The sequence below is a fragment of the Enterococcus saccharolyticus subsp. saccharolyticus genome (assembly GCF_029023825.1).
Classification (GTDB): Bacteria; Bacillota; Bacilli; order Lactobacillales; family Enterococcaceae; genus Enterococcus_F; species Enterococcus_F saccharolyticus.
In genome coordinates this window covers 2185784-2211130 of record NZ_CP118957.1, presented here as the reverse complement: position 1 = coordinate 2211130, position 25347 = coordinate 2185784, and the positions used below count along the sequence as shown (strand labels likewise).

General features: G+C 37.5%; 20 protein-coding genes. 17 read left to right on the top strand and 3 right to left on the bottom strand.

Annotation, left to right across the window (positions count from 1 at the left end):
* Nucleotides 1–41 precede the first annotated feature (41 nt).
* The 6 genes from PYW32_RS11270 to PYW32_RS11245 all read left to right on the top strand — a co-directional run bounded on the left by PYW32_RS11270 (nucleotide 42) and on the right by PYW32_RS11245 (nucleotide 9508).
* Nucleotides 42–2429: a DNA translocase FtsK gene (locus PYW32_RS11270; protein WP_016174189.1), complete on the top strand. Its 2388-nt coding sequence runs from the start codon at nucleotides 42–44 to the stop codon at nucleotides 2427–2429.
* 127 nt (nucleotides 2430–2556) lie between these two features.
* Nucleotides 2557–3306 (top strand): ABC transporter ATP-binding protein, encoded by a 750-nt coding sequence (locus PYW32_RS11265; RefSeq protein WP_016174190.1) that lies wholly within the window; start codon nucleotides 2557–2559, stop codon nucleotides 3304–3306.
* Nucleotides 3296–5101, top strand: a complete 1806-nt coding sequence (locus PYW32_RS11260; protein WP_016174191.1) for an FtsX-like permease family protein — start codon at nucleotides 3296–3298, stop codon at nucleotides 5099–5101. Before PYW32_RS11265 ends, PYW32_RS11260 begins: the two co-directional genes overlap by 11 nt.
* Nucleotides 5102–5266: 165 nt before the next feature.
* Complete coding sequence (locus PYW32_RS11255) at nucleotides 5267–5974, top strand: gamma-glutamyl-gamma-aminobutyrate hydrolase family protein (protein WP_016174192.1); 708 nt, start codon at nucleotides 5267–5269, stop codon at nucleotides 5972–5974.
* A 34-nt stretch (nucleotides 5975–6008) separates the two neighbouring features.
* Entirely contained in the window at nucleotides 6009–7664 is a 1656-nt protein-coding gene (locus tag PYW32_RS11250) for a peptide ABC transporter substrate-binding protein (protein ID WP_016174193.1), read from the top strand.
* A 182-nt stretch (nucleotides 7665–7846) separates the two neighbouring features.
* Entirely contained in the window at nucleotides 7847–9508 is a 1662-nt protein-coding gene (locus PYW32_RS11245) for a peptide ABC transporter substrate-binding protein (protein ID WP_016174194.1), read from the top strand.
* A gap of 76 nt (nucleotides 9509–9584) precedes the next feature.
* On the opposite strand, the gene PYW32_RS11240 is transcribed toward PYW32_RS11245, so the two are convergent.
* The gene (locus tag PYW32_RS11240) at nucleotides 9585–9923 is read right to left on the bottom strand and encodes a DUF3899 domain-containing protein (protein ID WP_016174195.1); all 339 of its coding nucleotides are present in this window, start codon (nucleotides 9921–9923) and stop codon (nucleotides 9585–9587) included.
* 100 nt (nucleotides 9924–10023) lie between these two features.
* On the opposite strand from PYW32_RS11240, the gene opp3b reads away from it, so the two are divergent.
* The 5 genes from opp3b (at nucleotide 10024) to PYW32_RS11215 (ending at nucleotide 15151) form a co-directional block, all read left to right on the top strand.
* A complete protein-coding gene (gene opp3b / locus PYW32_RS11235; protein WP_016174196.1) occupies nucleotides 10024–10965 on the top strand; it encodes an oligopeptide ABC transporter permease in 942 nt (313 codons plus the stop codon).
* Entirely contained in the window at nucleotides 10965–12008 is a 1044-nt protein-coding gene (gene opp3C / locus PYW32_RS11230) for an oligopeptide ABC transporter permease (protein ID WP_016174197.1), read from the top strand. The genes opp3b and opp3C overlap by 1 nt, the downstream gene beginning before the upstream one ends.
* 5 nt (nucleotides 12009–12013) lie before the next feature.
* Complete coding sequence (locus tag PYW32_RS11225; RefSeq protein ID WP_035010032.1) at nucleotides 12014–13057, top strand: ABC transporter ATP-binding protein; 1044 nt, start codon at nucleotides 12014–12016, stop codon at nucleotides 13055–13057.
* A 12-nt stretch (nucleotides 13058–13069) separates the two neighbouring features.
* Nucleotides 13070–14008 carry an ABC transporter ATP-binding protein gene (locus PYW32_RS11220; protein ID WP_016174199.1) on the top strand — a complete coding sequence of 313 codons (939 nt, stop codon included), beginning with the start codon at nucleotides 13070–13072 and terminating at the stop codon, nucleotides 14006–14008.
* Between the two features lie 153 nt (nucleotides 14009–14161).
* Entirely contained in the window at nucleotides 14162–15151 is a 990-nt protein-coding gene (locus tag PYW32_RS11215) for an RNA-guided endonuclease TnpB family protein (protein WP_035010034.1), read from the top strand.
* A gap of 145 nt (nucleotides 15152–15296) precedes the next feature.
* On the opposite strand, the gene PYW32_RS11210 is transcribed toward PYW32_RS11215, so the two are convergent.
* The gene (locus PYW32_RS11210; RefSeq protein ID WP_016174201.1) at nucleotides 15297–16124 is read right to left on the bottom strand and encodes an NUDIX hydrolase; all 828 of its coding nucleotides are present in this window, start codon (nucleotides 16122–16124) and stop codon (nucleotides 15297–15299) included.
* A gap of 66 nt (nucleotides 16125–16190) precedes the next feature.
* Complete coding sequence (locus PYW32_RS11205; RefSeq protein WP_016174202.1) at nucleotides 16191–16466, bottom strand: hypothetical protein; 276 nt, start codon at nucleotides 16464–16466, stop codon at nucleotides 16191–16193.
* A 171-nt stretch (nucleotides 16467–16637) separates the two neighbouring features.
* Here PYW32_RS11205 and metG point away from each other — a divergent pair, with 171 nt between their 5' ends.
* From metG to PYW32_RS11175, 6 genes are all read left to right on the top strand, one after another.
* Nucleotides 16638–18644: a methionine--tRNA ligase gene (gene metG / locus PYW32_RS11200; protein ID WP_016174203.1), complete on the top strand. Its 2007-nt coding sequence runs from the start codon at nucleotides 16638–16640 to the stop codon at nucleotides 18642–18644.
* 308 nt (nucleotides 18645–18952) lie between these two features.
* Nucleotides 18953–21682, top strand: coding sequence for a cation-translocating P-type ATPase (locus tag PYW32_RS11195; RefSeq protein WP_016174204.1), 2730 nt, complete (start codon nucleotides 18953–18955; stop codon nucleotides 21680–21682).
* Nucleotides 21683–21809: 127 nt separating this feature from the next.
* Entirely contained in the window at nucleotides 21810–22490 is a 681-nt protein-coding gene (locus tag PYW32_RS11190) for a response regulator transcription factor (protein WP_016174205.1), read from the top strand.
* Nucleotides 22480–23832: a HAMP domain-containing sensor histidine kinase gene (locus PYW32_RS11185; RefSeq protein ID WP_016174206.1), complete on the top strand. Its 1353-nt coding sequence runs from the start codon at nucleotides 22480–22482 to the stop codon at nucleotides 23830–23832. Before PYW32_RS11190 ends, PYW32_RS11185 begins: the two co-directional genes overlap by 11 nt.
* Before the next feature lie 75 nt (nucleotides 23833–23907).
* Nucleotides 23908–24534, top strand: a complete 627-nt coding sequence (locus PYW32_RS11180) for a PepSY domain-containing protein (protein WP_211210771.1) — start codon at nucleotides 23908–23910, stop codon at nucleotides 24532–24534.
* A 182-nt stretch (nucleotides 24535–24716) separates the two neighbouring features.
* Nucleotides 24717–25145: a hypothetical protein gene (locus PYW32_RS11175; protein ID WP_016174208.1), complete on the top strand. Its 429-nt coding sequence runs from the start codon at nucleotides 24717–24719 to the stop codon at nucleotides 25143–25145.
* Nucleotides 25146–25347: the final 202 nt, after the last annotated feature.

Genomic DNA, 25347 nt, shown 5'->3' with positions numbered 1-25347 from the left:
TTTTTTTGTATAATGAAAAAGATGAAAAGAGGGAGGATGACATGGCTCAAAAAAAACGCCGTTCAAATAAACGAAAAACAAAAAAACAATTACAACAACAAGAAAAATTGACATTGATTGGTTTAGGCTTCTTGTTTTTTTTATTCGCCGTATTTGGTTTGATGCGCTTAGGATTTTTAGGCACGTTACTTGCGAACGGTTTTCGGATGCTGGGAGGCAATACCTATCCTATTTTGTGTTTGGCGTTAGCAGCTTATAGTGTTTGGCTCATTTTTAAAAACACGAATGCGAAATTAACGAGTATCGGACGAATCATTGGTGTCCTTTTCTTTTATGGAGGCGTCTTGATTTTATTCCATGCACAATTATTTGGTCGCTTGCAAGATGGTGAAACCAATATTATCAAAACAACTTGGGCTTTACTTGTACAAGATATTCAAGCGGGTCAAGTTGCTGAAAATGTTGGCGGTGGTATGATTGGCGCGGCTTTATATCAAATTAGTTACTTTTTAGTCTCGCAAATTGGCAGTTATTTAATTGCAATTTTGCTTATGTTGACAGGAATCTTTTTTATCAGTCAAATGACTACGCAACAGTTGCTTGAAAAACTGCAAGATGCCAAAGCAGCTATCGAACCTTTATTAGCGGGAGACCCTGAGAAACAAGCCCAACGTGAAGCGAAGAAACATGAACGAAAAGTCGCAAAAGAAGAGAAAAAAGCGGCTGAACGAGCAGCTATTTTAGCAGAATTAAAAGAACAAGAAAAAAATCAAGTGCGCGAAATGACCGAAGAAGAACAAACGATGGTAGAAACGCCAAATGAATTGAAAATTGAACCAGAACAATTAAGTTTTGTGCCGATTGATAGTTTTCAACAACCACCAACCGCGCAAGAGCAACGTCTAGAACCGAAGAAGAAAAAAGCGGCTGCTGAAGATAGTGAGCCGTTGGATTTTGACATTTTACAAGAAGTGGAAGATGAAGATTATGAATTACCACCAGCAACTTTGTTAAATGCTGTGCCACCAACTGACCAAAGTAGTGAATACAAAAAAATCGAAAAAAATATCACTGTGTTGGAACAAACCTTCGAAAGCTTTGGTGTGGATGCGAAAGTTGTCAAAGCGAGTTTAGGTCCAGCTGTGACGAAATTCGAGATTCAACCAGCTGTTGGCGTAAAAGTTAGCAAAATTGTGAGTCTGACCGATGATATTGCGTTAGCTTTAGCTGCGAAAGATATTCGAATGGAAGCACCGATTCCGGGGAAATCGTTAATTGGGATTGAAGTTCCTAATGATGCAGTAAGTATGGTTTCCTTTAGAGAAGTGATTGAAGCAACACCAGCCCATCCTGAAAACTTATTGGAAGTGCCGTTAGGGCGAGACATTTCTGGGAAAGTCCAGACAGCTGATTTAACGAAGATGCCCCATTTACTCGTTGCGGGTTCTACAGGTAGTGGGAAATCGGTGGCTATTAATGGGATTATTACCAGTATTTTAATGCAAGCCAAACCGCATGAAGTCAAATTGATGATGGTTGACCCTAAAATGGTTGAACTGAATGTCTATAACGGTATTCCTCATCTATTGACTCCAGTAGTAACAAATCCACGAAAAGCCGCCCAAGCTTTACAAAAAGTCGTAAAAGAAATGGAAGAACGTTACGAGAAATTTGCGGCGACAGGTGTCCGCAATATCACAGGCTACAATGATATGATTGCTCAAAAAAATCGTGAGACAGGAGAAAAACACCCGATTTTGCCGTTTATTGTAGTTATTGTCGATGAGTTGGCAGATTTGATGATGGTTGCAAGTAATGAAGTCGAAGATGCGATTATTCGTTTGGCACAAATGGCACGTGCGGCCGGGATTCATATGATTTTGGCAACCCAACGTCCTAGTGTCGATGTTATTACGGGGATTATCAAAGCAAATGTGCCTTCGCGTATGGCGTTTGCTGTTTCTAGTGGGACAGATTCTCGAACGATTATTGATAGCAATGGGGCAGAAAAACTATTGGGACGCGGAGATATGCTGTTCTTACCAATGGGTGAAAATAAACCGATTCGTGTGCAAGGAGCGTTTATCTCTGACCAGGATGTTGAATCTGTTGTGACTTTTGTTACCGATCAACAAGGTGCTAATTATGAAGAAAAAATGATGATTACCGAAGAAGATATTGCTTCAGGTGGTGGAAATGAACCACAAGATGAACTGTATGAACAAGCGAAAGACTTAGTGGTCGAAATGCAAACAGCTAGTGTTTCGCTACTGCAACGACGTTTCCGTATTGGTTACAATCGAGCAGCTCGTTTAGTCGATGAACTAGAAGCAAATGGCGTTGTGGGACCATCAGAAGGTAGTAAACCACGTAAGGTATTATTAACTGAAACCGATGTGAATGACTATTATGAAGAAGAAGACAGATGATTGCGTGCAATCATCTGTTTTTTTGATATGACAAAATTGTTCGTTGACTGTTATTTCAATCAATGTTCAGTAAGTCGTTTTTTGTCTACACTAAGGTTACTAAGAAAAATAAAAGGAGCGTCTAACGATGTTACAAGTAGAAAAATTACGCAAAGTATATGGTCAAAATATGCAATATGAAGCATTAAAAGGAATCGATTTAACTGTCAAAGATGGTGAATTTGTTGGGATTATGGGGCCTTCGGGTAGTGGGAAATCAACCTTTCTTAATTTAATCGCTACTATCGATCAACCAACAAGTGGCAAAATTTTATTAAATGGTAAGAATCCAAATGAGCTGGATCAAGAAAAGATTGCCCAATTTCGTCGGACGCAATTAGGGTTTGTGTTCCAAGCATTTAATTTGTTACCTACCTTAACAGTAGAAGAAAATATCGTCTTGCCGTTGACTTTAGATGGTGAAAAAGTTGCGGTTATGAAGAAAAAAGTTCGTGATATTGCCCCACGTTTAGGAATTGAAGGGTTATTAAATAAACGAATTGCTGAAATTTCTGGTGGACAAGCGCAACGTGTGGCAGTTGCTCGAGCGATGGTTCATCAACCCGAGTTATTATTAGCGGATGAACCAACAGGAAATTTAGATACAAAGTCGTCCAAAGATGTGATGGGTTTGTTGCGTCAATTAAATGAAGAAGAACAAGCGACGATTTTATTGGTCACTCATGATCCATTAGCAGCAAGTTATTGCCAACGGATTGTTTTTATCAAAGATGGTGAGTTAGTTCATGATGTTCGTCGTCAGGGAACACAAAAAGAATTTTACGAAGAAATTTTAGTGGATTTAGCAAGAATTGAGGGTGTCGATAATGAATTTTAGTCAATTTGTTGTGCGAAATACGCTACGCAACAAACACTTGTATTTGGCATATTTTCTAAGTACATTGTTTTCAGTGATGGTCTTTTTTACCTTTAGTGTCATGGCGTTTCATCCATCGCTATCGGAAAACTTAAATGATAAAGTGCAAACAGGAATGTTAGGTTCAGCGATTATTATTTATGGTTTTGCTTTTTTCTTTGTGATGTATTCAATGGGTGTCTTTTTACAATCACGGAAAAAAGAATTCGGTCTATTGATGATTCAAGGAATGAGTCCGAAACAGCTACGGAAAATGGTATTTATTGAAAACTTAGTCATTGGTTTTTTTGCGACGATTTTGGGTAGTCTTGTTGGGATTGGCTTTTCGCAAATCATTTTATGGGTATCGCGTGTGACGTTAGGTATTGATTTTGGTTTTTATTTTCCAATGAAAGCTTTAGGCTTAACTATCGTCTCATTTTTTATCTTGTTTTTCTTGATTTCTTTCTTTATCCAATTTCGATTGCCAAAACTAAATGTTCAAGAATTGTTAAAAGCAGGTGAATTAGGAAAAGGGAGCTTTAAAGTTTCACCAATTAAAAGTATCCTTGCGTTGCTTTTAATCGCTGGCGGATATGCGGTGGCGTTATTAACACCAGGTATGGGTGTTGTGGTGGTCTTTTTACCAGTGGTTTTTGTTGTCATTCTTGGCACGAACTTTCTATTTAATCAATTCAGTGTTTTTGTTATCGAAAAAATTAAAAAACGCGAATCTGTTTTTTGGAAAAAAACCAATATGGTTGTGTTTTCTGATTTGGCATTTCGAATGAAAGACAATGCACGTAGTTTCTTTTTAGTATCTGTCATTTCGACAGTTGCTTTTGCGGCAATTGGGACACTTTATGGTTTTCAATCAATTATTTTAGGTGCAATTGGTTCGGCACCATATAGCTATTCAGCGACAGATGATGAAGCGAACACTATGCAAAAAGTGGATGAAAGCTTAGCCAAAGAAAAATTAACTGCAGAAAAAGCAACTTTTGTCTATTACACAGCCGAAGATTACGAATTTATCACTGAATCAGAATACAATAAAGCAGCGAAATTAGTCGGGGAAGCACCAATTACTGTCAAAGAGGATGCCGTTCAACTGAAATCGTCGACACCGTTTGATGCGACACAAGCGCAAGCAACCGTAAAAATTGACAATACAGAGTACCAAGTATCGGATTTAGTCGAAACGGAAGCAATGTCGGTCTTTTTACCCACTTTTGTGGTACCAGATTCACAAGAAGGAATGCCACAAGCCACACAAATGACCTATTGGGTAACGACAGGGGATAAAGAGGCGCAAATTCGTGCGGGACAAAGCTTAGAAGAACAAGGTTTGTATAATGTGCAATCGATTGAATATATGAAAGACAGTATCATTAAATCTTATGCTCCAGTGTTGTTTGTCGGTATTTTCATTGGGATTGTCTTCTTTGTTTCTGCGGGAAGTTTCTTATACTTCCGTTTGTATAGTGATATGGATAGTGATATTGAGAAATTTAAAATGATTTATAAATTAGGCTTATCCAAAAAAGAATTGAAGAAAATGATTTATCAACAAGTGGGGATTCTATTCTTCACACCAATCATTGTTTCGTTCGTCCATGGGGCGGTGGCATTAACCGCGATGTACCATATGTTTAGTTTGGGTATGCAGCTTGCTGGTTGGCAAGTTTTAGGAGTCTTTTTACTGATTCAATTCATCTATTACCTCGTTGCGCGTATTTTTTACTTCAGAAAAGTCTATAAAGGCGTGACTGTTTAATCAAAAAAAGAGTATGGGAGATGTTATCCATACTCTTTTTTTGCTGTTTGTTTCGAAAAGAAAGCCTATTCAAATAGAAAAATGCTATCACCGTCTTCGTTGACTTATTTAAAGTAACGAGCTATGCTTTTAAGCAATATCATTATTAAAAGAGGAGGACGACAAATGGGACGTGTGGTTGTAGGAATTGCTGCCAATGAATCACTTGATGCAGGCGAAAATTTACATCATTTATCAATTACGTATACACCAAGTGGCTATGTCGAAGCGGTGCAACAAGCAGGTGGTTTGCCAATGGTGATGCCGATTGATTCTGCAGATATGGCAAAAGAGTATGTTTCGCGCATTGATAAGTTAATCTTAGCTGGCGGACAAGATGTTTCCCCGCATTATTACAAGCAGACACAGAGCGTTCAAGGAAGCTATTTAGAAAAACGCGATCAATTCGAATTAGCTTTAATGGACGAAGCATTAAAACAAGGAAAACCGGTTTTTGCGGTCTGTCGTGGGATGCAATTGATGAACGTCTTCTTTGGTGGTGATTTAAAGCAAGAACTACATTCTTACACTGAAATTGCCCACATGCAAAATCCCATTCCCAAAGAACAACCAGCCCATGGATTAGTTACGAAAGAAACTAGTATTTTGCGTTCAATTTATGGGGAACAAGCAGAGGTCAATTCCTTCCATAATCAGGGAGTGAATCGTGTAGCAAGCGAATTTAAAGAAGCGGCTCTTTGCCCAGATGGTTTAGTAGAAGCAATTGAAAATAAAACGCGTCGATTATTGGGTGTGCAATGGCATCCCGATTTTGCATTTACTACACAACCAAAAGAAATGGAAGTCTTTGATTATGTCGTCAATGCGTTATAAAAAATAAGTGTCCAAAAGATAAGGAGAATATGCAATGAAAAAACTAGGATTTTTGTTAGTTGCATCAACCCTGTTATTAACAGGTTGTTTTGGTGGAGGTACCACTTCAAGTAGTAGTGCCGGTTCAGAAAATGAAAGTGGCGCAGTGGAACAGGTTAAACAAGAAATTGCGGTGTCTCTTTCTGGAGAATTATCGACATTAGATAGTGCGCAGTATACGGATGTTAATAGTTCAGATATGATTGGCCAATTAACAGAAGGCTTGTACCGTTTAGATGCGAACAATGATCCCGAGCTTGCTTTAGCCGGTGCTGAACCAGAAGTCAGTGAAGATGGGTTAACTTATACGTTTACGTTACGTGACAGCAAGTATAGTGATGGGACAGCAGTCAAAGCCGAAGATTTTGTTTATGCCTTCCAATCGGTGGTTGATCCAGAAACAGCGTCTAGTAGTAGCAATCGTATGGATATTTTCAAAAACGGACGTAGCATTCGTGAAGGTGAAAAAGAAGTCTCTGAATTGGGTGTGAAAGCCTTAGATGATCAAACCTTGGAATTACAATTAGAAAATCCTTTACCATTCTTGCCGCAAATCTTGACAGGTACACCATTTATGCCGAAACAAAAAGCTTTTGCAGAAGAAAAAGGGAAAGCGTATGGTACAAGTGCGGAAAACTTTGTTGGCAATGGACCATTTATCATTAAAGGCTGGAATGGCAACAACGAATCATGGACATTGGAAAAAAATCCTGAATATTGGGATAAAGACAATGTGAAGTTAGAGACGATTAACGTTCAAGTCGTGAAGGAAATCGCAACAGGAACGAACTTATTTGATGATGGTCAATTAGATTATACGTTGTTAGCAGATACTTATGCGCACCAATACCAAAATTCTGAACAAGCAAACTTTGCACCAAAAGCAACAGTTGGCTATATTAGCCCGAACCAAAAACGTGAAGTAACAGGCAATGTACATGTGCGTCAAGCAATTTTACAAGCAATCGATAAAGAGAACTTTACCAAAAATATTTTAGCGGATGGTTCAACAGCTTTAAATGGGTTTGTTGCAAAAGATTTTGCGAAGAATCCTACGAGTGGGGAAGATTTCCGTGAAGAAAATGGCGATATTTTACCTTTTGATGTAGAGGCAGCGCAAAAATCATGGCAACAAGCGAAAGAAGAATTGGGTAAAGATGAAATTACTTTAGAATTATTGTCAGCTGATACGGCTTTAGCGAAGAAAACCATTGAATTTATTCAAGGACAATTAGAAGAAAATCTACCAGGATTAACCGTAGAATTGAAGTCTGTACCATTGCAAAATCGTTTAGACTTACAAAAGCAAGGTGAATTTGATTTAGTATTTGGGACTTGGACACCAGACTATGCAGATCCAATCGATTTCTTAAACTTCTATGATTCTAAGAGTGGGTTGAATACTGCAGGGTACAATAACTCAACCTATGATACTGGCTTACAAGATGCGCGTACGACATTAGCCAATGATCCAGATGCTCGTTGGCAAGAATTATTGAAGATGGAAAAACTTTTAGTTGGCGAAGATACAGCTGTTTTACCATTATACCAAGGAGCAGTTGCTTACTTGAAAACAGATCGCTTAGAAGGCCTACAAGTCTTCCCATTTGGGCGAACAGTATCATTTAGAACTGCGTATGTTACAGAATAAGAAAATTAATTTAAAACGCCAAAAACCTTTTAAATGAGGTTTTTGGCGTTTTTTTAAGAAAATGTTGAGAGTTTGAAGAAAAAATATCTTGCATTTTTAATAATTACTGATTAAAATCAAACTTAACTTCAGAAAAAATGAATTATTCTGAAAATTCACGGATATTTAAGGGAGTTTTAGTAATGAAGAAAAGATATGCTTATGGTTTTCTAGCTATCTGTGGTTTAGTGCTTGCAGGTTGTACAACAGGTGGTAACAAAACAGACGGTAGTAACGCAGCAGAAGGCACTTCAGGTACACCACAAGAATTTAACGTGGTTGTACAACAAGAAATGCCAACAGCCGATTTATCTGTAGCGACAGATACAATTAGTTTTTCAGCATTAAACAATGTGTTTGAAGGAATTTATCGCTTAGATAAAGATAGCATTCCTCAACCAGCTGGTGCAGCAGAAAAAGCAGAAGTCAGTGAAGACGGATTAACGTATAAAATTAAATTACGTGAAGACGCAAAATGGTCAAACGGTGACCCTGTAACAGCAGCAGACTATGTGTATGGTTGGCAACGTACAGTAGCACCTGAGACAGCTTCTGAATATGCATCAATGTTTGCAGTTGTTGCAAATGGAAAAGAAATTGCAGAAGGTTCTAAAAAACCTGAAGAATTAGGAATTAAAGCTGTAGGCGATTATGAATTAGAAATCACTTTAGCAAAAGCAACACCATACTTTGATTACTTACTAGCGTTCCCATCATTCTTCCCATTACATCAAGCAACAGTTGAAGAATTTGGTGACAAATATGCTGCGACAAGTGCCAATGCAGTTTATAATGGACCATTTACTTTAGACGGTTTTGATGGACCAGGTACAGACACTGAATGGAACTACGTGAAAAATGATAACTACTGGGATAAAGATACTGTCAAATTAGATCAAATCAACGTTAGTGTTGTAAAAGAAGCAAATACAGCATTGAATCTATTCCAAGATGGACAAGTTGATGATGTTATTTTGACGGGTGAATTAGCACAACAAATGAAAAATGACCCAGCATACATTGCTCAACCAGAAGCAACGACTTATTATATTGAGTTAAATCAAAGAGATGAAAACTCACCATACCGTAATGAAGATTTACGTAAAGCTATTTCTTATGCGATTGATCGTGAAGCATTGGTAAACTCTATCTTAGGTGATGGTTCAGCTCCAGCTGTTGGTTTAGTACCAGAAAAAATGACATTTAGCCCAACTGATGATAAAGACTTCACTGAAGAAGCTGGTTCTGTTTTAGAATACAATCCAGAAAAAGCCAAAGAGCATTGGGAAAAAGCGAAAAAAGAATTGGGTATCGACACACTTGAAGCAGAATTCTTAGCTTCTGATACCGATTCTACGAAAAAACTAATTGAGTATCTACAAAATACACTTGAAGAAAACTTAGATGGTTTCAAAGTAACTTTAAGTCCAGTACCATTCTCAGTACGTTTGGACCGTTCAAATGCTGGTGAATTTGATTTGGTAAGTAGTGGATGGGGTGCTGACTATGCGGATGCAAGTAGCTTTACAAACTTGTTTGTAACAGGTAATTCTTACAACCGTGGTGGTTACAGCAATCCTGAATACGATAAACTGATTGATGAAGCGAACAACACTTATGCAACTGATCCAGAAAAACGTTGGGATAGCTTGATTAAAGCAGAGCAAACAATCATGGCAGACCAAGGTGTTATTCCAACATATCAAAAAGCAGAAGCACATCTACGTGCTGAAAAAGTTAAAGGTGTTGTTGCTCACGTAGCAGGCGCACAATATGACTACAAATGGGTAACAATCGAAGAATAATCGTTTGAAATGAGTAAAAGGGACAAATAATAATAGGCTGAGAACACTACTACGAAAAGTAGGGTTTCAGCCTATGTTATTTTCTAATTGCTATCAGTAAAGATAGCAAGCTCAAAACAAGTAAAATGCCTGCCGGTTCTAGCCAAAAACGAAAGCTAGAGCGACCAACTTCTGACAATTTCAAATACTCTGTTTTTGATTTTTGACTGCGTTTTTTGAAGGATGCTTGAAAGAGATCAAAAAATCCGGAAGCAAATACCCACAGAAAACCGCCAACAATGAGAAACAGCAATGTAAAAAGAAAGAGTGAATCTGATAAAGCACTGAATGAAAATTTTTGTAGGATAAGTAAGCGAACCACACTAAAAAGTGTACAAGCAAGGCTAATTAACCACGAACTTTTTTTTAAATACATAAAATTATCCTTTCTTTCAAAAATTGGTATAATAACCAAGGGATAGTTTTAATTTACAGAACTATTGTCTAGAAGTCAAAATAAATTAGGAGGAGCTATCGTGAATAGTTATATCAAATACTTATTAAAGCGCGTATTTTATATGCTGATTACGTTGTGGTTAATTGCAACAATTACTTTTTTCTTAATGCAATTTCTACCAGGAACACCGTATTCAAATGCAGAAAAATTATCGCCAGAGCAAATTGCTCTCTTGAATAAACAATTGGGCTTAGATAAACCCGTAATTGTGCAATATGGAAATTACTTAGTAAACTTGTTACAAGGGGATTTTGGGATTTCATTCCAATTTAAAAACCAAGCAGTTTCTAGTTTGTTAGGCGGTCGTATTGGACCATCTATGCAATTAGGTGTGCAAGCAATCATCTTTGGAACGTTCTTTGGAACAATTTTAGGAACAATTTCAGCAATGAAGCAAAACTCTTGGGTGGATACAAGTGCAACATTAGTGGCCATTTTGGGACGTTCTATTCCTAACTTTGTCTTTGCGGTATTATTACAATACATTTTTGCGATTAAATTACAAATTTTACCAATCGCGAAATGGGATAGTTTCATCTACACTATTTTACCAACAATCGCCCTTGCAATGTCACCATTAGCCGATTCTGCGCGTTTCATTCGTACAGAAATGGTTGAAGTCTTACACAGTGATTATGTTGAATTAGCTCGTGCCAAAGGATTAAGTCGTTGGGAAATTGCTTTCCGCCATGGATTGCGTAACAGTTTAATCCCATTATTAACATTATTAGGACCTTTAGCTGTTGGATTGATGACTGGTTCATTGGTTGTTGAAAACATTTTTGCGATTCCTGGTATCGGGGAACAATTCGTAAAATCAATCATGACAAATGACTACCCAACAATCATGGCGGTAACAATTTTATATTCAGCAATGTTAATTTTTGTGATTTTTATTGTCGATATCTTATACGGAATTGTTGACCCTCGTATTCGTGTATCAGAAGGGAGTCGTGGATAATGGAAAACACAAAGAGAACTGAAGCAGAAATTAATCAAATTCCAGCTTCTCAATTTGAACCCTTAGAAAAAAATACGACGATTGAACGTGAAGTTATTTCGGCACCTTCTTTAAGTTTCTTACAAGATTCTTGGCGTCGTTTGAAGAAAAATAAAGCGGCTGTATTTTCAAGTAGCTTATTACTGGTCATTTTGTTGATTTCAATCGTGACGATTTTCTTCTCACCACATGACCCAACTGCACAAAATGTAAACTATATTAACTTACCTCCAAAAATCCCAGGTATTGATATTAATGGGTTTAATGGAACAGCAACAGTTGGTGGTCAATTAGTGGATAAATATGCGGCAGCTAACGTACCAGATGATGTGTATTTCTATTTAGGTACAGACGGTTTAGGTCGTGACTTATTGAGTCGTTTATTTATGGGAACACGTATCTCATTATTGATTGCGTTTATCGCAGCGATGCTAGATATTATCTTTGGTGTAACGTATGGTTTGATTTCTGGTCTTTTAGGTGGTCGTGTCGATAACGTGATGCAACGTATCTTAGAAGTATTATCAGGTATTCCAAATTTAGTTGTGATGATTTTGATGTTAGTTGTATTTAAACCAGGTATTTTCTCAATTGTTGCCGCAATGGCGATTACAAACTGGATTCCAATGGCGCGGATTGTGCGGGCACAGACGATGAAATTGAAAGACCAAGAGTTTGTATTGGCAGCGACAACGTTAGGTGAAAAGCGTAGTAAAATTGCCTTTAAACATATCTTGCCGAATATTTCTAGTGTCATTATTGTCCAAATGATGTTTAGTATCCCTTCTGCGATTTTCTTCGAAGCATTCTTAAGCTTCATTGGGTTAGGTTTAAAACCACCAACCGCTTCATTAGGGATGTTATTGAGTGATGGATATAAAACATTTAGATTCTTACCATATCAAATGTGGATTCCAGCAGTTGTATTATCAGTAATTATGATTGGCTTTAACTTGTTAGCAGATGGACTAAGAGATGCTTTTGATCCGAAAATGAAAGAGTGAGTATGATGAAGAAAATTTTAGAAGTAAAAGATTTAAAAATTTCATTTGAAACCTATGCGGGTAAAGTACAAGCCATTCGTAACGTTGATTTCGATTTATATCAAGGTGAAACTTTAGCAATCGTAGGTGAATCAGGTAGTGGGAAATCCGTAACTACCCGTAGTATCATGGGCTTATTAGCAAATAATGCTGTCGTTGAAAGTGGCGAAATTTTATTTAATGGCTCAGATATTTTGAAAAAATCAGAAAAAGAAATGCAAAAAATTCGCGGAAAAGAAATCGCGATGATTTTCCAAGATCCGATGACTTCACTTGATCCAACGATGACAATTGGAAAACAAGTAGCAGAGTCATTATTAAAACACAACAAAATTTCGAAAAAAGAAGGCTTGGCACAAGCGTTAGAATTATTGAAACTAGTGGGCATTCCAAATGCTGAAAAACGTTTGAATAACTACCCTCACCAATTTTCAGGTGGTCAACGTCAACGTATCGTTATCGCCATTGCATTGATTTGTTATCCACACATTTTAATTGCGGATGAACCGACAACTGCGTTAGACGTAACAATCCAAGCACAAATTTTAGAATTGTTAAAAGAAATTCAAGAAAAAATGAATTCATCAATTATTTTCATCACACATGACCTAGGGGTGGTTGCTAATGTAGCTGACCGTGTGGCGGTAATGTATGCTGGAAAAATTATTGAAATTGGGACGGCAGAAGAAATTTTCTACAATCCACAACATCCATATACTTGGGGCTTGTTAGGTTCAATGCCAACTTTAGAAGGAACGGGCGATCGCTTATATGCTATCCCAGGAACGCCTCCTGATTTATTAGCACCACCAGTGGGCGATGCGTTTTATCCTCGTAATGAATTTGCTTTAAAAATTGATGCGGAACAACAACCGCCATTCTTCGAGGTATCACCAACGCATAAAGCGGCAACTTGGTTATTAGCACCACAAGCACCACCAGTAACGCCACCAGAAGAAATTCAAATTCGTTGGGCGAAATTTAAAGAAAAACAACTAGGAAGAGCATAGGAGGGGAAGTAAGTGAAAAAAGTTTTACTAGAAGTTGAAGGCTTAAAACAATACTTTAACGTCGGTCGTAAAGACGAAGTGAAAGCTGTTGATGATATTACTTTCCACATCTATGAAGGTGAAACGTTTGGTTTAGTTGGAGAATCCGGTAGTGGAAAATCAACAACTGGACGTACAGTGATTCGTTTAAATCAACCAACTGGTGGAAAAGTGATGTTTGATGGCAATGATGTAATGGCCTTAAAATCAAAAAAAGAAATGAAAGATTTTCGTCGTGATGTGCAAATGATCTTCCAAGATCCGTATGCGTCATTAAATCCACGAATGAAAGTGCGTGACATCATTGCAGAAGGTATTGATGTCAATGGATTAGCGAAAACTGAAAAAGAACGTAATGATCGTGTCAATGAGCTATTAAAAACAGTTGGGTTAAATCCAAACCACGGCACACGTTATCCTCATGAATTTTCAGGTGGTCAACGTCAACGTATCGGAATTGCCCGCGCCTTAGCTGTCGATCCAAAATTCATCATCTGTGATGAACCAATTTCTGCCTTGGACGTATCGATTCAAGCACAGGTCGTGAATTTATTACAAGACTTACAAAAAGAACACAAGTTGACTTACTTATTTATTGCCCATGATTTATCAATGGTGAAACACATCAGTGATCGTATTGGTGTAATGCACCATGGGAAATTATTAGAAGTAGGTAGCAGTGATGACATCTATTACCATGGGGTGCATCCATATACAGAAAGTCTGTTATCAGCTATTCCATTGCCTGATCCAGACTATGAACGTACACGTCAACGTATCAAATATGTCGACAATCCAACAGATACGCGTCCACGCAAAATGCAAGAAATTGCTAAAGGACATTATGTCTATGCAACAGACGAAGAAAAAGTCATGTATCAAGAGAAATTGGAACAAAAGAAAAATAAATAACATGTAAAGTTGATTAAGAGAAAAACAAATTAGTGTTTTTCTCTTGATTAATACCTCAGGATTGCTTATTATGATACGTATCCGTATAAACTGAGTATTCAGAATTTTTAGGAAATTATGATTGAAGAGGAGATTGGAGTAAGGGGTGGAGAAATGAGCGTATTAAAAGGTTATAAATTTCGCATCTACCCAGATGAAAAACAAAAAAAGTTTTTTATTGAAACGTTTGGTTGTGTTCGCTTTACATACAATCACTTACTAATGGCTAGACACACAGGTACGGCAAGAAATACGACGCTAACGCCTGCTTCATTGAAGAAAGAATATCCTTTTTTAAAAAAAACAGACAGTTTAGCTTTAGCAAATGCCCAAAGAAATTTGGAGCGAGCGTTTCGTAATTATTTCAGTGGTCGGGCTGGTTACCCAAAATTGAAGACGAAAAAAAGCACGTGGCAATCGTATACTACAAATAATCAGCAACATACGGTTTATTTAGAAGGCGAGTATTTAAAAGTACCGAAACTAAAAAGTCTGGTGCCGATTCATTTGCATCGCGAAGTGCGTGGCACGATTAAATCAGTAACGATTTCTGCCAAACGTAATCGTGAATTTTACGCATCTATTTTATGTGTTGAAGAAGTAGAAGAGTTGCCTAAAACAAATGATTTAGTGGGGATTTCTTATTGTCCAGAGAATTTGATTCAAATTTCTGCTAAAAAAGAATTACCACAAATCGATCAATCTCATTTAGTGAAACAATTAGGGAAAGAGCAAAAGAAATTGCAACTAAGAGCAAAAGTTGCTAAAAAACGTAAAGTACGTTTAATTCATGCAAAAAACTATCAAAAACAAAAAGAACGCGTCTTAAAATTACGCGCAACAAAATTGGATCAAAAACGAAATTTTATCGATCAGCTCACAATTAACTTGGTACGTGATTTTGATTATTTATTTATCGAATCCAAACCTAAGTTTAAAAATGAAACTGGGGAGTTTTCAGAAGCTGATTGGCAACAATTTATTCAACGGATTCAATATAAAGGCCGGTGGTACGGCAAAGAAATTCGTTATATTGAAGTAAAAGAGTTGAAAAATGAAAAGTGTAAAGAAATAGAACGTTTAGGTCGTGCACAATTGACTTAATCAGATAAGAACTGAAAGGGACTTCAGGGATCGCCTAGGGTATAGAAAAAATCTTGGCATTTTTGTTTCTAGGAACACTGTCCACTAATTATGAAAAACCGAAAAGAAGCTGTTTTGTCCTAGTGGCAAAACAGCTTCTTTGTGATTAGATTTCTTCATGAAAAACGTCTTCTTTTAAACGATAAATTTTCGACGGACGACCGATTCCCACCGGACGTTCGCCAATTTCATCAAAGAAACGCAACAGTGATTTTTTGAAATTGGAGTGGTCGATCGTACGAAAATCTACCCCGAGAAATTTTGCGAAAACTTTTCGTGCTTCGGTAATGGTAAAGCTATCGCCGAGCACTTGTAAGACTTGTGGTTCGTGTTCCATTTTATTGACGATACGTTTAAAGGCTTTGAGGATGATTTCGCTATGGTCAAAAGCTAATGTATCTTTGCCTAATGATTGTCCAGAACGTAAATCTAAGATAATTTCTACATCCCCGTTAATCAAATACAACTGATTGTCTTTACGTTCTAATGAGAACCAGCGGACTTCATTGGCATCATCTCCAGCAGATAAGGGCTCTTCGCCAATAAAAGCTAGATAACTCACCGTAACGACCCAACCACGTGGATCTCGATTTGGCGTGCTAAAGGTATGTAGTTGCTCAATGTTTTGGGCAGATATGCGGACGCTTGTTTCTTCTTCGGTTTCTCGTAGTACACTTTCACCAGTAGATTCATTCGGATCGACAAAGCCTCCCGGTAATGCCCACGATTCACGATACGGATTGCTTTTCCGTTGGATTAAAAGCACTTTTAATTGATCGTCTTCTTTGTTGTAACACATTAAAACAATATCGACAGTGACAGAAGGTTTTTCATATTTCGGTTGTTCTTGTCTTTTGTACCACTCTAGAAATTCTTCTTCTGTCGCGTGTTGTTCGTAATAAATTTTTTCTTCTGCTTTGGAAGCAAATGCCATCTTTTTCCCTCCCTAAGTAATCTATTCGTCTTTTCATTGTATCATGCTTTATATAGAAGCTAAAGCCTAGGAAAAGAGAAACATCAGAATTAAATTAAAGAAGAAAAGAGCGAGGTATGCGAACATCCCTTTTTTATTTTTTTCTTGCATTTGGGTAAAACCTAACCCAATAATTGCTAATAAAATCGCTACGCGGACAAGCTTAGTCAGCATTAAAAAAAGCGGTAACTGTCCATTGATATTCATGTACCCATAGATGGGTGGATAGAAATTACAAAATAAAACATGAATGGCAGTAATAAGAATAAAAATGAATAAAATTGATGGTTGTTTGGTTTTCATAGAAGCTCCTTTCATTCGTACGCCTTATATTATAGCAAAACTTAGTTTATCCACCAAAAATTCTTTTCACAGTTAGAAATTTAGGAAACTCAGTTAAAAATAAAAACACACTAACTAAAATGTGGTATACTAGCAAAGAATAATCTCGTTTTAGAGCAGAGGAGGAGACCCATGGCTGAGAAAGAAACTTTTTATATCACTACGCCAATCTATTACCCAAGCGGCAAATTACATATTGGTAATTCATACACAACAATTGCTTGTGATGCAGTTGCTCGCTATAAAAGATTAATGGGATTTGATGTCTTCTACTTAACTGGAGTAGATGAACATGGACAAAAAATTGAGAAAAAAGCAGAAGAACTAGGCGTTGAGCCACAAGAATACGTTGACCGTATGGCAGCAGATGTCAAAAAATTATGGAAAACATTGGACATTAGTTACGATAAATTTATTCGGACTACTGATGACTACCATAAAGAAGCGGTGAAAAAAATCTTCCAACAATTACTAGACCAAGATGATATTTATTTAGGTGAGTACGAAGGTTGGTATTCTGTTTCTGATGAAGAATTCTTCACAGAAACACAATTAGCAGAAGTCTATCGTGATGAAAATGGCAAAGTAATTGGCGGAAAAGCGCCAAGTGGACATGAAGTTGAATTAGTAAAAGAAGAATCTTATTTCTTCCGTATGGGTAAATATGCGGATCGTTTATTGGACTATTACAATGAACACCCAGAATTTATTTTGCCAGAAGCACGTAAAAATGAAATGGTAAAAAATTTCATTGAACCTGGTTTAGAAGATTTAGCTGTTTCTCGTACAACTTTCAAATGGGGCGTACCTGTAAATGCGAATCCTAAGCACGTGGTTTATGTGTGGATTGATGCGTTATCAAACTATATCACAGCATTAGGTTACGGATCAGATGATGAGAGCTTATTTAATAGATACTGGCCAGCGGATGTACACATGGTCGGAAAAGAAATCGTCCGTTTCCATACAATTTATTGGCCAATTATGTTGATGGCATTAGATTTACCATTGCCGAAGAAAATTTTTGGTCATGGTTGGTTAATGATGAAAGACGGCAAAATGTCGAAATCTAAAGGTAATGTTGTCTATCCAGAAATGTTAGTCGAGCGTTATGGTTTAGATGCCTTACGTTATTATTTATTGCGTTCAGTTCCATTTGGTAGTGATGGTGTCTTCACACCTGAAGACTTTGTGGCACGCGTGAATTACGATTTAGCTAATGACTTAGGAAACTTGTTAAACCGTACGATTGCGATGATTAACAAATACTGTGAGGGGATTGTTCCAAACTATGCGTCAAAAGTTACCCCATTTGATAGTGAATTATCAACAACGGCAGCGAATGTAGTTGGTCGTTACCATGAAGCGATGGATAAAATGGAATTTAGCACAGCGTTGTCTGAAGTGTGGACATTGATTTCTCGTGCCAATAAATACATTGATGAAACAGAGCCTTGGGTTTTAGCCAAAGATGAAGAACGCAAAGCCGAATTAGATAGCGTGATGGTGCATTTAGCAGAAAGCTTGCGCATTGCGGCAATTTTATTGCAACCGATTATGACAGAAACCCCAGCGAGAATCTTTAGCCAATTAGGACTAGATTCAGCAATGGATTTAAAAGATTTACATTTTGGTGAATTCCCAAGCGAAACAAAAGTAACCGTCAAAGGAACACCAATTTTCCCTCGTTTGGACATGGAAGTTGAAGTAGAATATATTCAAAAGAAAATGTCTGAAGGAACAAAAAATAATGATGATTCAGTCAAATGGAATCCAGAAGAAACAGAATTGGTTTCAGTAAAAGACAAAGAAATCAAATACGAAGATTTTGATAAAGTGGAATTAAAAGTGGCGGAAGTCATTGATTGTCAAAAAGTCAAAGGCGCCGATAAATTATTACAATTCCGTCTAGCTGCTGGCGATAACCAAGATCGTCAAATTCTCTCTGGGATTGCAGAATTTTATCCAGATCCAAGTGCGTTAATCGGTATGAAAGTTGTCATTGTGGCAAACTTGAAACCACGTAAAATGCGTGGACAAATTAGCCAAGGGATGATTCTATCTGCTGAAGATGCTTCTGGTAAGTTACAAGTCGTGGAAGCGCCAAAAGGTATGCCAAACGGTTCAATTATTGCTTAACTCTAAAGAGTGGTACGCATAGCGTAGCACTCTTTTTTATTTCACAAGATGGCTTTCAAATTTCTTTTCAGAAAACTGTCAAATAAATTGTCAGAAGAAAAAACATCTTGTATAATAAATCTTGTAATAATTTTTGTATATGAGGGAGTAACTTGCAGCACATACGCTGTGGCAACGTCACCAACCGAAAAGATTTTTTTTCTGGTGTTGCCTTAATTAGTGAGACTTATGTATGTGTCGCACATACACAAGTCTATTTTTTTTGATGAAATAGGCGGTATGTAGGCAAAGATCAAAGGAGGAAGAACATGTCAGAGGAAAATGCAAAGAAACAACAACTATCAAAAGCTTTTTACTCTCAAACAGTGGATGCTGTTTTTGAAGAACTAGGTTCAAAACCTGAAGGCCTTTCTGATAGCGAAGCGAAAAGTCGCTTGTCTCAATATGGTGCCAATGAATTAGAAGAAGGCAAAAAGAAAACCATGTTGCAAAAATTCTTAGAGCAATTTAAGGATTTAATGATTTTGGTCTTAATCGCTGCAGCTGCGATTTCTGCGATGGTACCCAACGCAGAAGGTCATCGTGAATGGGTAGATGCGATCATCATTTTAGCCGTAGTTATCATCAATGCGGTCATGGGTGTTATCCAAGAAGCGAAAGCCGAACAAGCAATCGAAGCATTACGTGAAATGTCAACACCAAATGCGAATGTATTACGTGATGGACATAGCGTGACAGTCAGCAGTACAGAATTAGTTCCAGGAGATATCGTTTTACTAGAAGCTGGAGATGTTGTACCAGCAGATATGCGTTTGATCGAAGCAAGCTCATTAAAAATTGAAGAAGCAGCTTTAACTGGTGAATCTGTTCCAGTTGAAAAAGAATTAACAGTTCTTGAAGGACAAGATATCGGAATTGGTGATCGAATCAATATGGCGTATTCAAACAGTAACGTAACATATGGTCGTGGTAAAGGGATCGTTGTTAATACTGGGATGAACACAGAAGTTGGTAAGATTGCGGGTATGTTAGCAAATGCTGACGAAACAGAAACACCATTAAAACGTAACTTGAATCAATTAGGTAAGTTCTTAACTGCTGCAATTTTAATTATTGCGGTTATCATGTTCTTTGTTGGTACAGTCTTAAATGGTCGTGATTGGGTTGAGATGTTATTAACTTCTATCTCATTAGCTGTTGCTGCGATTCCAGAAGGGTTGCCAGCGATTGTAACTATTATCTTAGCTTTAGGTACGCAAGTAATGGCGAAGCGTAATGCGATGATTCGTAAATTACCAGCTGTTGAAACATTAGGAGCTACTGATATTATTGCTTCTGACAAAACGGGAACATTAACGTTAAACCAAATGACTGTTGAAAAATTATACTTTGATGACCATCAATATGCAGCATCAGATGATATTTCAATGGATAATATGGCGTTAAAAATTATGAACTTCGCGAACGATACACGTATCGGTCAAGAAGGTAACCTAATGGGTGACCCAACAGAAACAGCTTTAGTTCAATTTGGTCGTGATAAAGGCTTTGATGTTCGTCAAGAAGAACCGAAAGAACCCCGCGTTGCAGATTTACCATTTGATTCAGATCGTAAATTGATGAGTACAATTCATAAATTGGCAGATGGTCGTTTCTTAGTAGCAGTAAAAGGTGCGCCAGATGTATTATTAGGTCGTACCAAAGAAGTACTATTAAACGGTAAAGTTTTACCAATGACAGCTGCTGAACAAGAAAAAGTATTAGCAAACAACAAAGACATGGCAAAACAAGCATTACGTGTCTTAGGTATGGCGTATAAATACATTGACAGTGTTCCTGAAAAATTAGTTTCAGAAGAACTTGAAAATGATTTAATCTTTGCTGGATTAGTCGGCATGATTGACCCTGAGCGTGCGGAAGCTGCAGGTGCAGTTAAAGTTGCTAAAGAAGCAGGTATTCGTCCAATTATGATTACTGGTGACCATCGTGATACAGCAGAAGCAATTGCAGGACGTTTAGGAATCATCAAACCAGGCGATGACGCTGCTGTTTTAACTGGTGCTGAATTAAATCAAATGTCTGATGCTGATTTAGCACAAAATATTTCAAAATACTCTGTTTATGCTCGTGTATCTCCAGAACATAAGGTACGTATCGTAAAAGCTTGGCAACAAGAAGGTAAAGTTGTAGCCATGACTGGTGACGGTGTAAACGATGCACCTTCATTAAAACAAGCCGATATCGGTGTTGGTATGGGGATTACTGGTACAGAAGTGTCTAAGGGTGCTTCTGACATGGTATTAGCAGATGATAACTTTGCGACAATCGTTGTTGCTGTCGAAGAAGGACGTAAAGTCTTCTCAAATATTCAAAAGGCTATCCAATATTTAATGGCTGCAAACTTAGGGGAAGTATTGACACTATTTATTGCAACATTATTAGGTTGGGACACATTACTACCAATCCATCTATTATGGATTAACTTAGTGACAGATACATTCCCAGCGATTGCTTTGGGTATGGAACCTGCTGAAAAAGATTTGATGGCGCACAAACCTCGTGGTAAGAACTCAAACTTCTTCTCCGGTGGTGTTATGAGTAGTATTATTTACCAAGGTATTTTAGAAGCTGCAGCCGTATTATTTGTATACTGGTCTGCGCTACAATGGCCAGCGCATACAGCGGCAAACATGCCAGGTTTAGATGCCACAGGATTGTATGACTTACAACATGCAGATGCGTTAACAATGGCGTTCGCAACATTAGGTTTGATGCAGCTATTCCACGCGTTCAACGTGAAATCTGTTCATCAGTCATTGTTCAAAGTTGGCGCATTCCGAAACAAAGCCTTCAACTGGGCGATTCTCTTATCATTTGTATTGATGATGGGGATTATCGTTATTCCAGGCCTAAATGATATCTTCAAAGTAACGCATTTAGACTGGTACCAATGGGGAATCGTAGTAGGTGCTTCCTTTGCGATTATTCCAGTTGTTGAGATTGTCAAAGCAATTCAACGCGCAATGGGTAAAGAATAAAATAAGGAAAAGTGATTAGCTGTTTAGCTAGTCACTTTTTTTATGAAAAAATCTTCATCTATTATTTACCCTAAACATTTTCGAAAAAGGAAGTCTTTCTTTATAATGAAGAAAAGGAGGGCTGTAGATGGAAAATGTCAGCATTTTATTAGTGGAAGATGAAGAAAGTTTAGCTAGTTTTATTCAATCTGAATTAACATTTGAAGGCTATGAGGTCATCTGGGTGAAAGACGGACAAGAAGCACTAGATGCTTTTGCTACACATGCGTTCGATTTGATTTTATTAGATTGGATGTTGCCTAAATATGATGGGATTACGGTGGCTAGACGGATTCGCAAAGAGAGCGATATTCCGATTATCATGATGACCGCTCGCAACCAAACAACGGATATTGTGATTGGCTTAGATACAGGATTGGATGATTATATTACCAAACCATTTGATATTGAAGAGTTATTTGCGCGCATTCGTGTCATTGAACGACGCTTAAATAAACAAGAAGCAACAACAATTACCTATCACCAATTGCAGTTAGATATTGCCAAACACCAAGTAACCATCGACGAGGAAGAAATTTATTTAACGCCCAAAGAATTTGGCATGTTGTATGAATTAATGAAAACACCAGAAGAAATAAAAACACGTGACGAATTGTTAAATACCGTATGGGGCTATGATTTTATGGGACAAACGAATGTTGTGGATGTGTATATCCGCACGCTTCGCAACAAATTAGGGAAATGCGGTTTAATGATTCAAACGGTACGCGGTGTCGGTTATGTATTGAGGGAACTAGATGACAGATAGAAAAAAAGGCGCCCAGTTTCAATTAACAAGTCGCTTTGTGGCTATTTTGATTGGCTTGTTGATTATTGTCAATTTGGCATTTGTTACGATTTCACTTTATTCTGTCTATTACTATTTAGCCGACCAAGCCAAGGAAATTGCGGCGACATTGGAAGATGTCCCGCAAGCAACCAACGATTGGGAAGGCTTAGTTGATGTGACGATTGCTAAAAATGAAGAAGATGCTGTCCGAATTATTTTAACAGATGGGCCAACGTATTATTCAAAAGACGGCAAAGAAATTTTTACGGAACTAGCTCAAGGAACCGCCTTACCGGTTTTCAAAGGAATCATCTTGATGGACGATGAAGTTTACTATTTTCGACGCCATGAGCAAAATGAACGAATCGTAGATATTGCTGTTCATGGGAATACAGTCATTGAAATGATGATGCGTATGTTAGTGACTAGTGTATTGTTAAATTTATTGGCCGTATTAATTGGTAGTTGTATTATTTATTTCTTTGTTGGTAAGTGGAGTAGAACACTGCAACAAATGACCCAAGAAATGAAAGAAATTGAACTGACGAATGACCAAGAAAAGTTGTTGAGTGTCCCAGAAACGCCGAGTGAAATTAGACAAGCAGCCTCTTCGTTTAACCAGTTATTGGGAATGCAGCGTGAAGCAATGCGACGCGAAGGGCAATTTGTAACAGATGCTTCTCATGAATTACGCACACCATTAACCGCGATTCGCGGACATGTGCAACTAATTAAAAGGCGTGGTGCAGCACATCCAGAAGTCATTGCACCGTCGATTGATTTCATTGATAAGGAATCGAAGCGTTTAGAAACAATGACCAATCAATTACTGTTACTAGGCAAGCATCGTGCAACACAATTATGTCAAGAAATTGATTTTTCAGCATTGGTCTATCAAGAAGTCCAAAAATTACAAGCGTTGTGTCCGCAAGAAGTGACGTTTGACATTGCAGAAAACATTCATCTATATGCAGATGAAATGGAACTTCAACAAATTTGCCAAAATTTATTTGGAAATGCGCGAAAATATTCTACTGCTGACGAAATGATTCATATCCGTTTAATAGAAACAGACATGATTCGATTAGAAGTTCAAGATACTGGTGAAGGCATACCAGATGAAATGAAAGAACGTGTGTTTGAACGCTTTTTCCGCGTAGATAGTTCTCGTTCAAGTAAAGTTGAAGGATCGGGTATTGGTTTAGCGATTGTGGCGTCTATCGTAGAAAAATATCATGGGCAGTTAACCGTTACGAATAATCAGCCAAAAGGCAGTATTTTTATAGTAGCATTTCCTAAAAAGATGAAGAATTCTTCATGACAATTTTAGATAACTCGATAGTAAAGGGTCGTTAAAATAAGTAAACTAAAGGTAGAAATCAAGGAGGAGAAGATGATGAAAAAAACAATCTTATATACAAGTACACTTGCCCTAGCGCTTATTTTTGCTGGTTGTGCCGCAGAGAATCCCGTTTCTTCAGGTAATGGCAATGGGAATGGGAACACAAGCAACTCGTCTTCTAGCACCACAACGAGTTCATCTGCTGCTACATCTACTACTACAGAAAAAGTACCAGAATTTAAAGTATCGGTGGAAGATGCCATTCAAGCCTACCAAGAAGTGCATCCAGATACAGATATTACAACGATTGAGTTAGACTCTTCATTAGGTAACTACTTCTATAAAGTTGAAGGTGTGGATGATGAGAAAGAATATGAAGTGACCATTGATGCCCAAACAAAAGAAGTAACCAAACAAAAAGAAGAAGCGTTGGATGCTGATGAACAAAAAGGTGTGAAACGCCAAGAAGATAAATTAGATTTATCTGATTTATTATCAGTCGAAGAAGCCGCAAAAATTGCGACAGATGAAGCCAAAAGCGGACAAGCCACAGATTGGGACTTAGATAAAGAAATGAATGTCACTTATTGGGATGTACAAGTCAAAGACGGTAACAAAGAAACCAATGTAAAATTAGATGCTAAAACAGGAGAAGTGTTAGAAGTAGAACTAGACGATTAATAAGAACAACCTGCTGTTTGAAATAAAAAAGAATGAGACCATCCGAACTAGTGAGAGCGCCTATTCTTGCTAGTTCGGATGGTTTGCTTTGGACAAAATGAGACGCCATTTCTTTTTAACTTTGCTAAATCATCGAAAAAAGGTACAATGAATGCAAACAAAAAGAAAGTAGGGAATAATGGGTGAAACCTAATTTAGGCTATTATGTACAAAAAATTAACGATATCGTTAAAAATACAGAAGCAATTGGAGAAGAGATGAATCCTTGTTACGAAGAAATTCGTCAAGCGATTGATAAAGAAGACGTAGCTTCTATTTCAGATGAACGTCGTGACGCAATTGTGTCGATTTTTAAAGAAGGAACGAATCAATATGTAGCGATGCAACAAACTGTTTGCACGTTGCGTCCAACTGCACGCGTAATGGGAATTCACAAAAAATTTGAACGCTCATACAACGATTACGTACAAGGGTGCGAAGAAATGATTGCCAGTCTTGAAAATGGCATTGATGTAGCAGCTTTTGATGCGGCAGAGCAAAAACAAGATGAAGCAACCGATGCTATTTCATTTTCAATTCAACGAATGACCAGTTTATTATTGAAAAAATAAAAATGATAAAAATAAAGCAAAAAACGAGAAATATTTAATGGAACTATTAGGTTATTTTTATGACAGAAGTCTTAAAAGGATATATACTAAGTTCATAACCAACAATAACCTTTTTATTTTTCATTTTACTCCTTAGTAGAGTAATTACTCCTTTTTCCGTCAGTCCTAACCAAACTGGCGGTTTTTTTTGTATACTTAAACG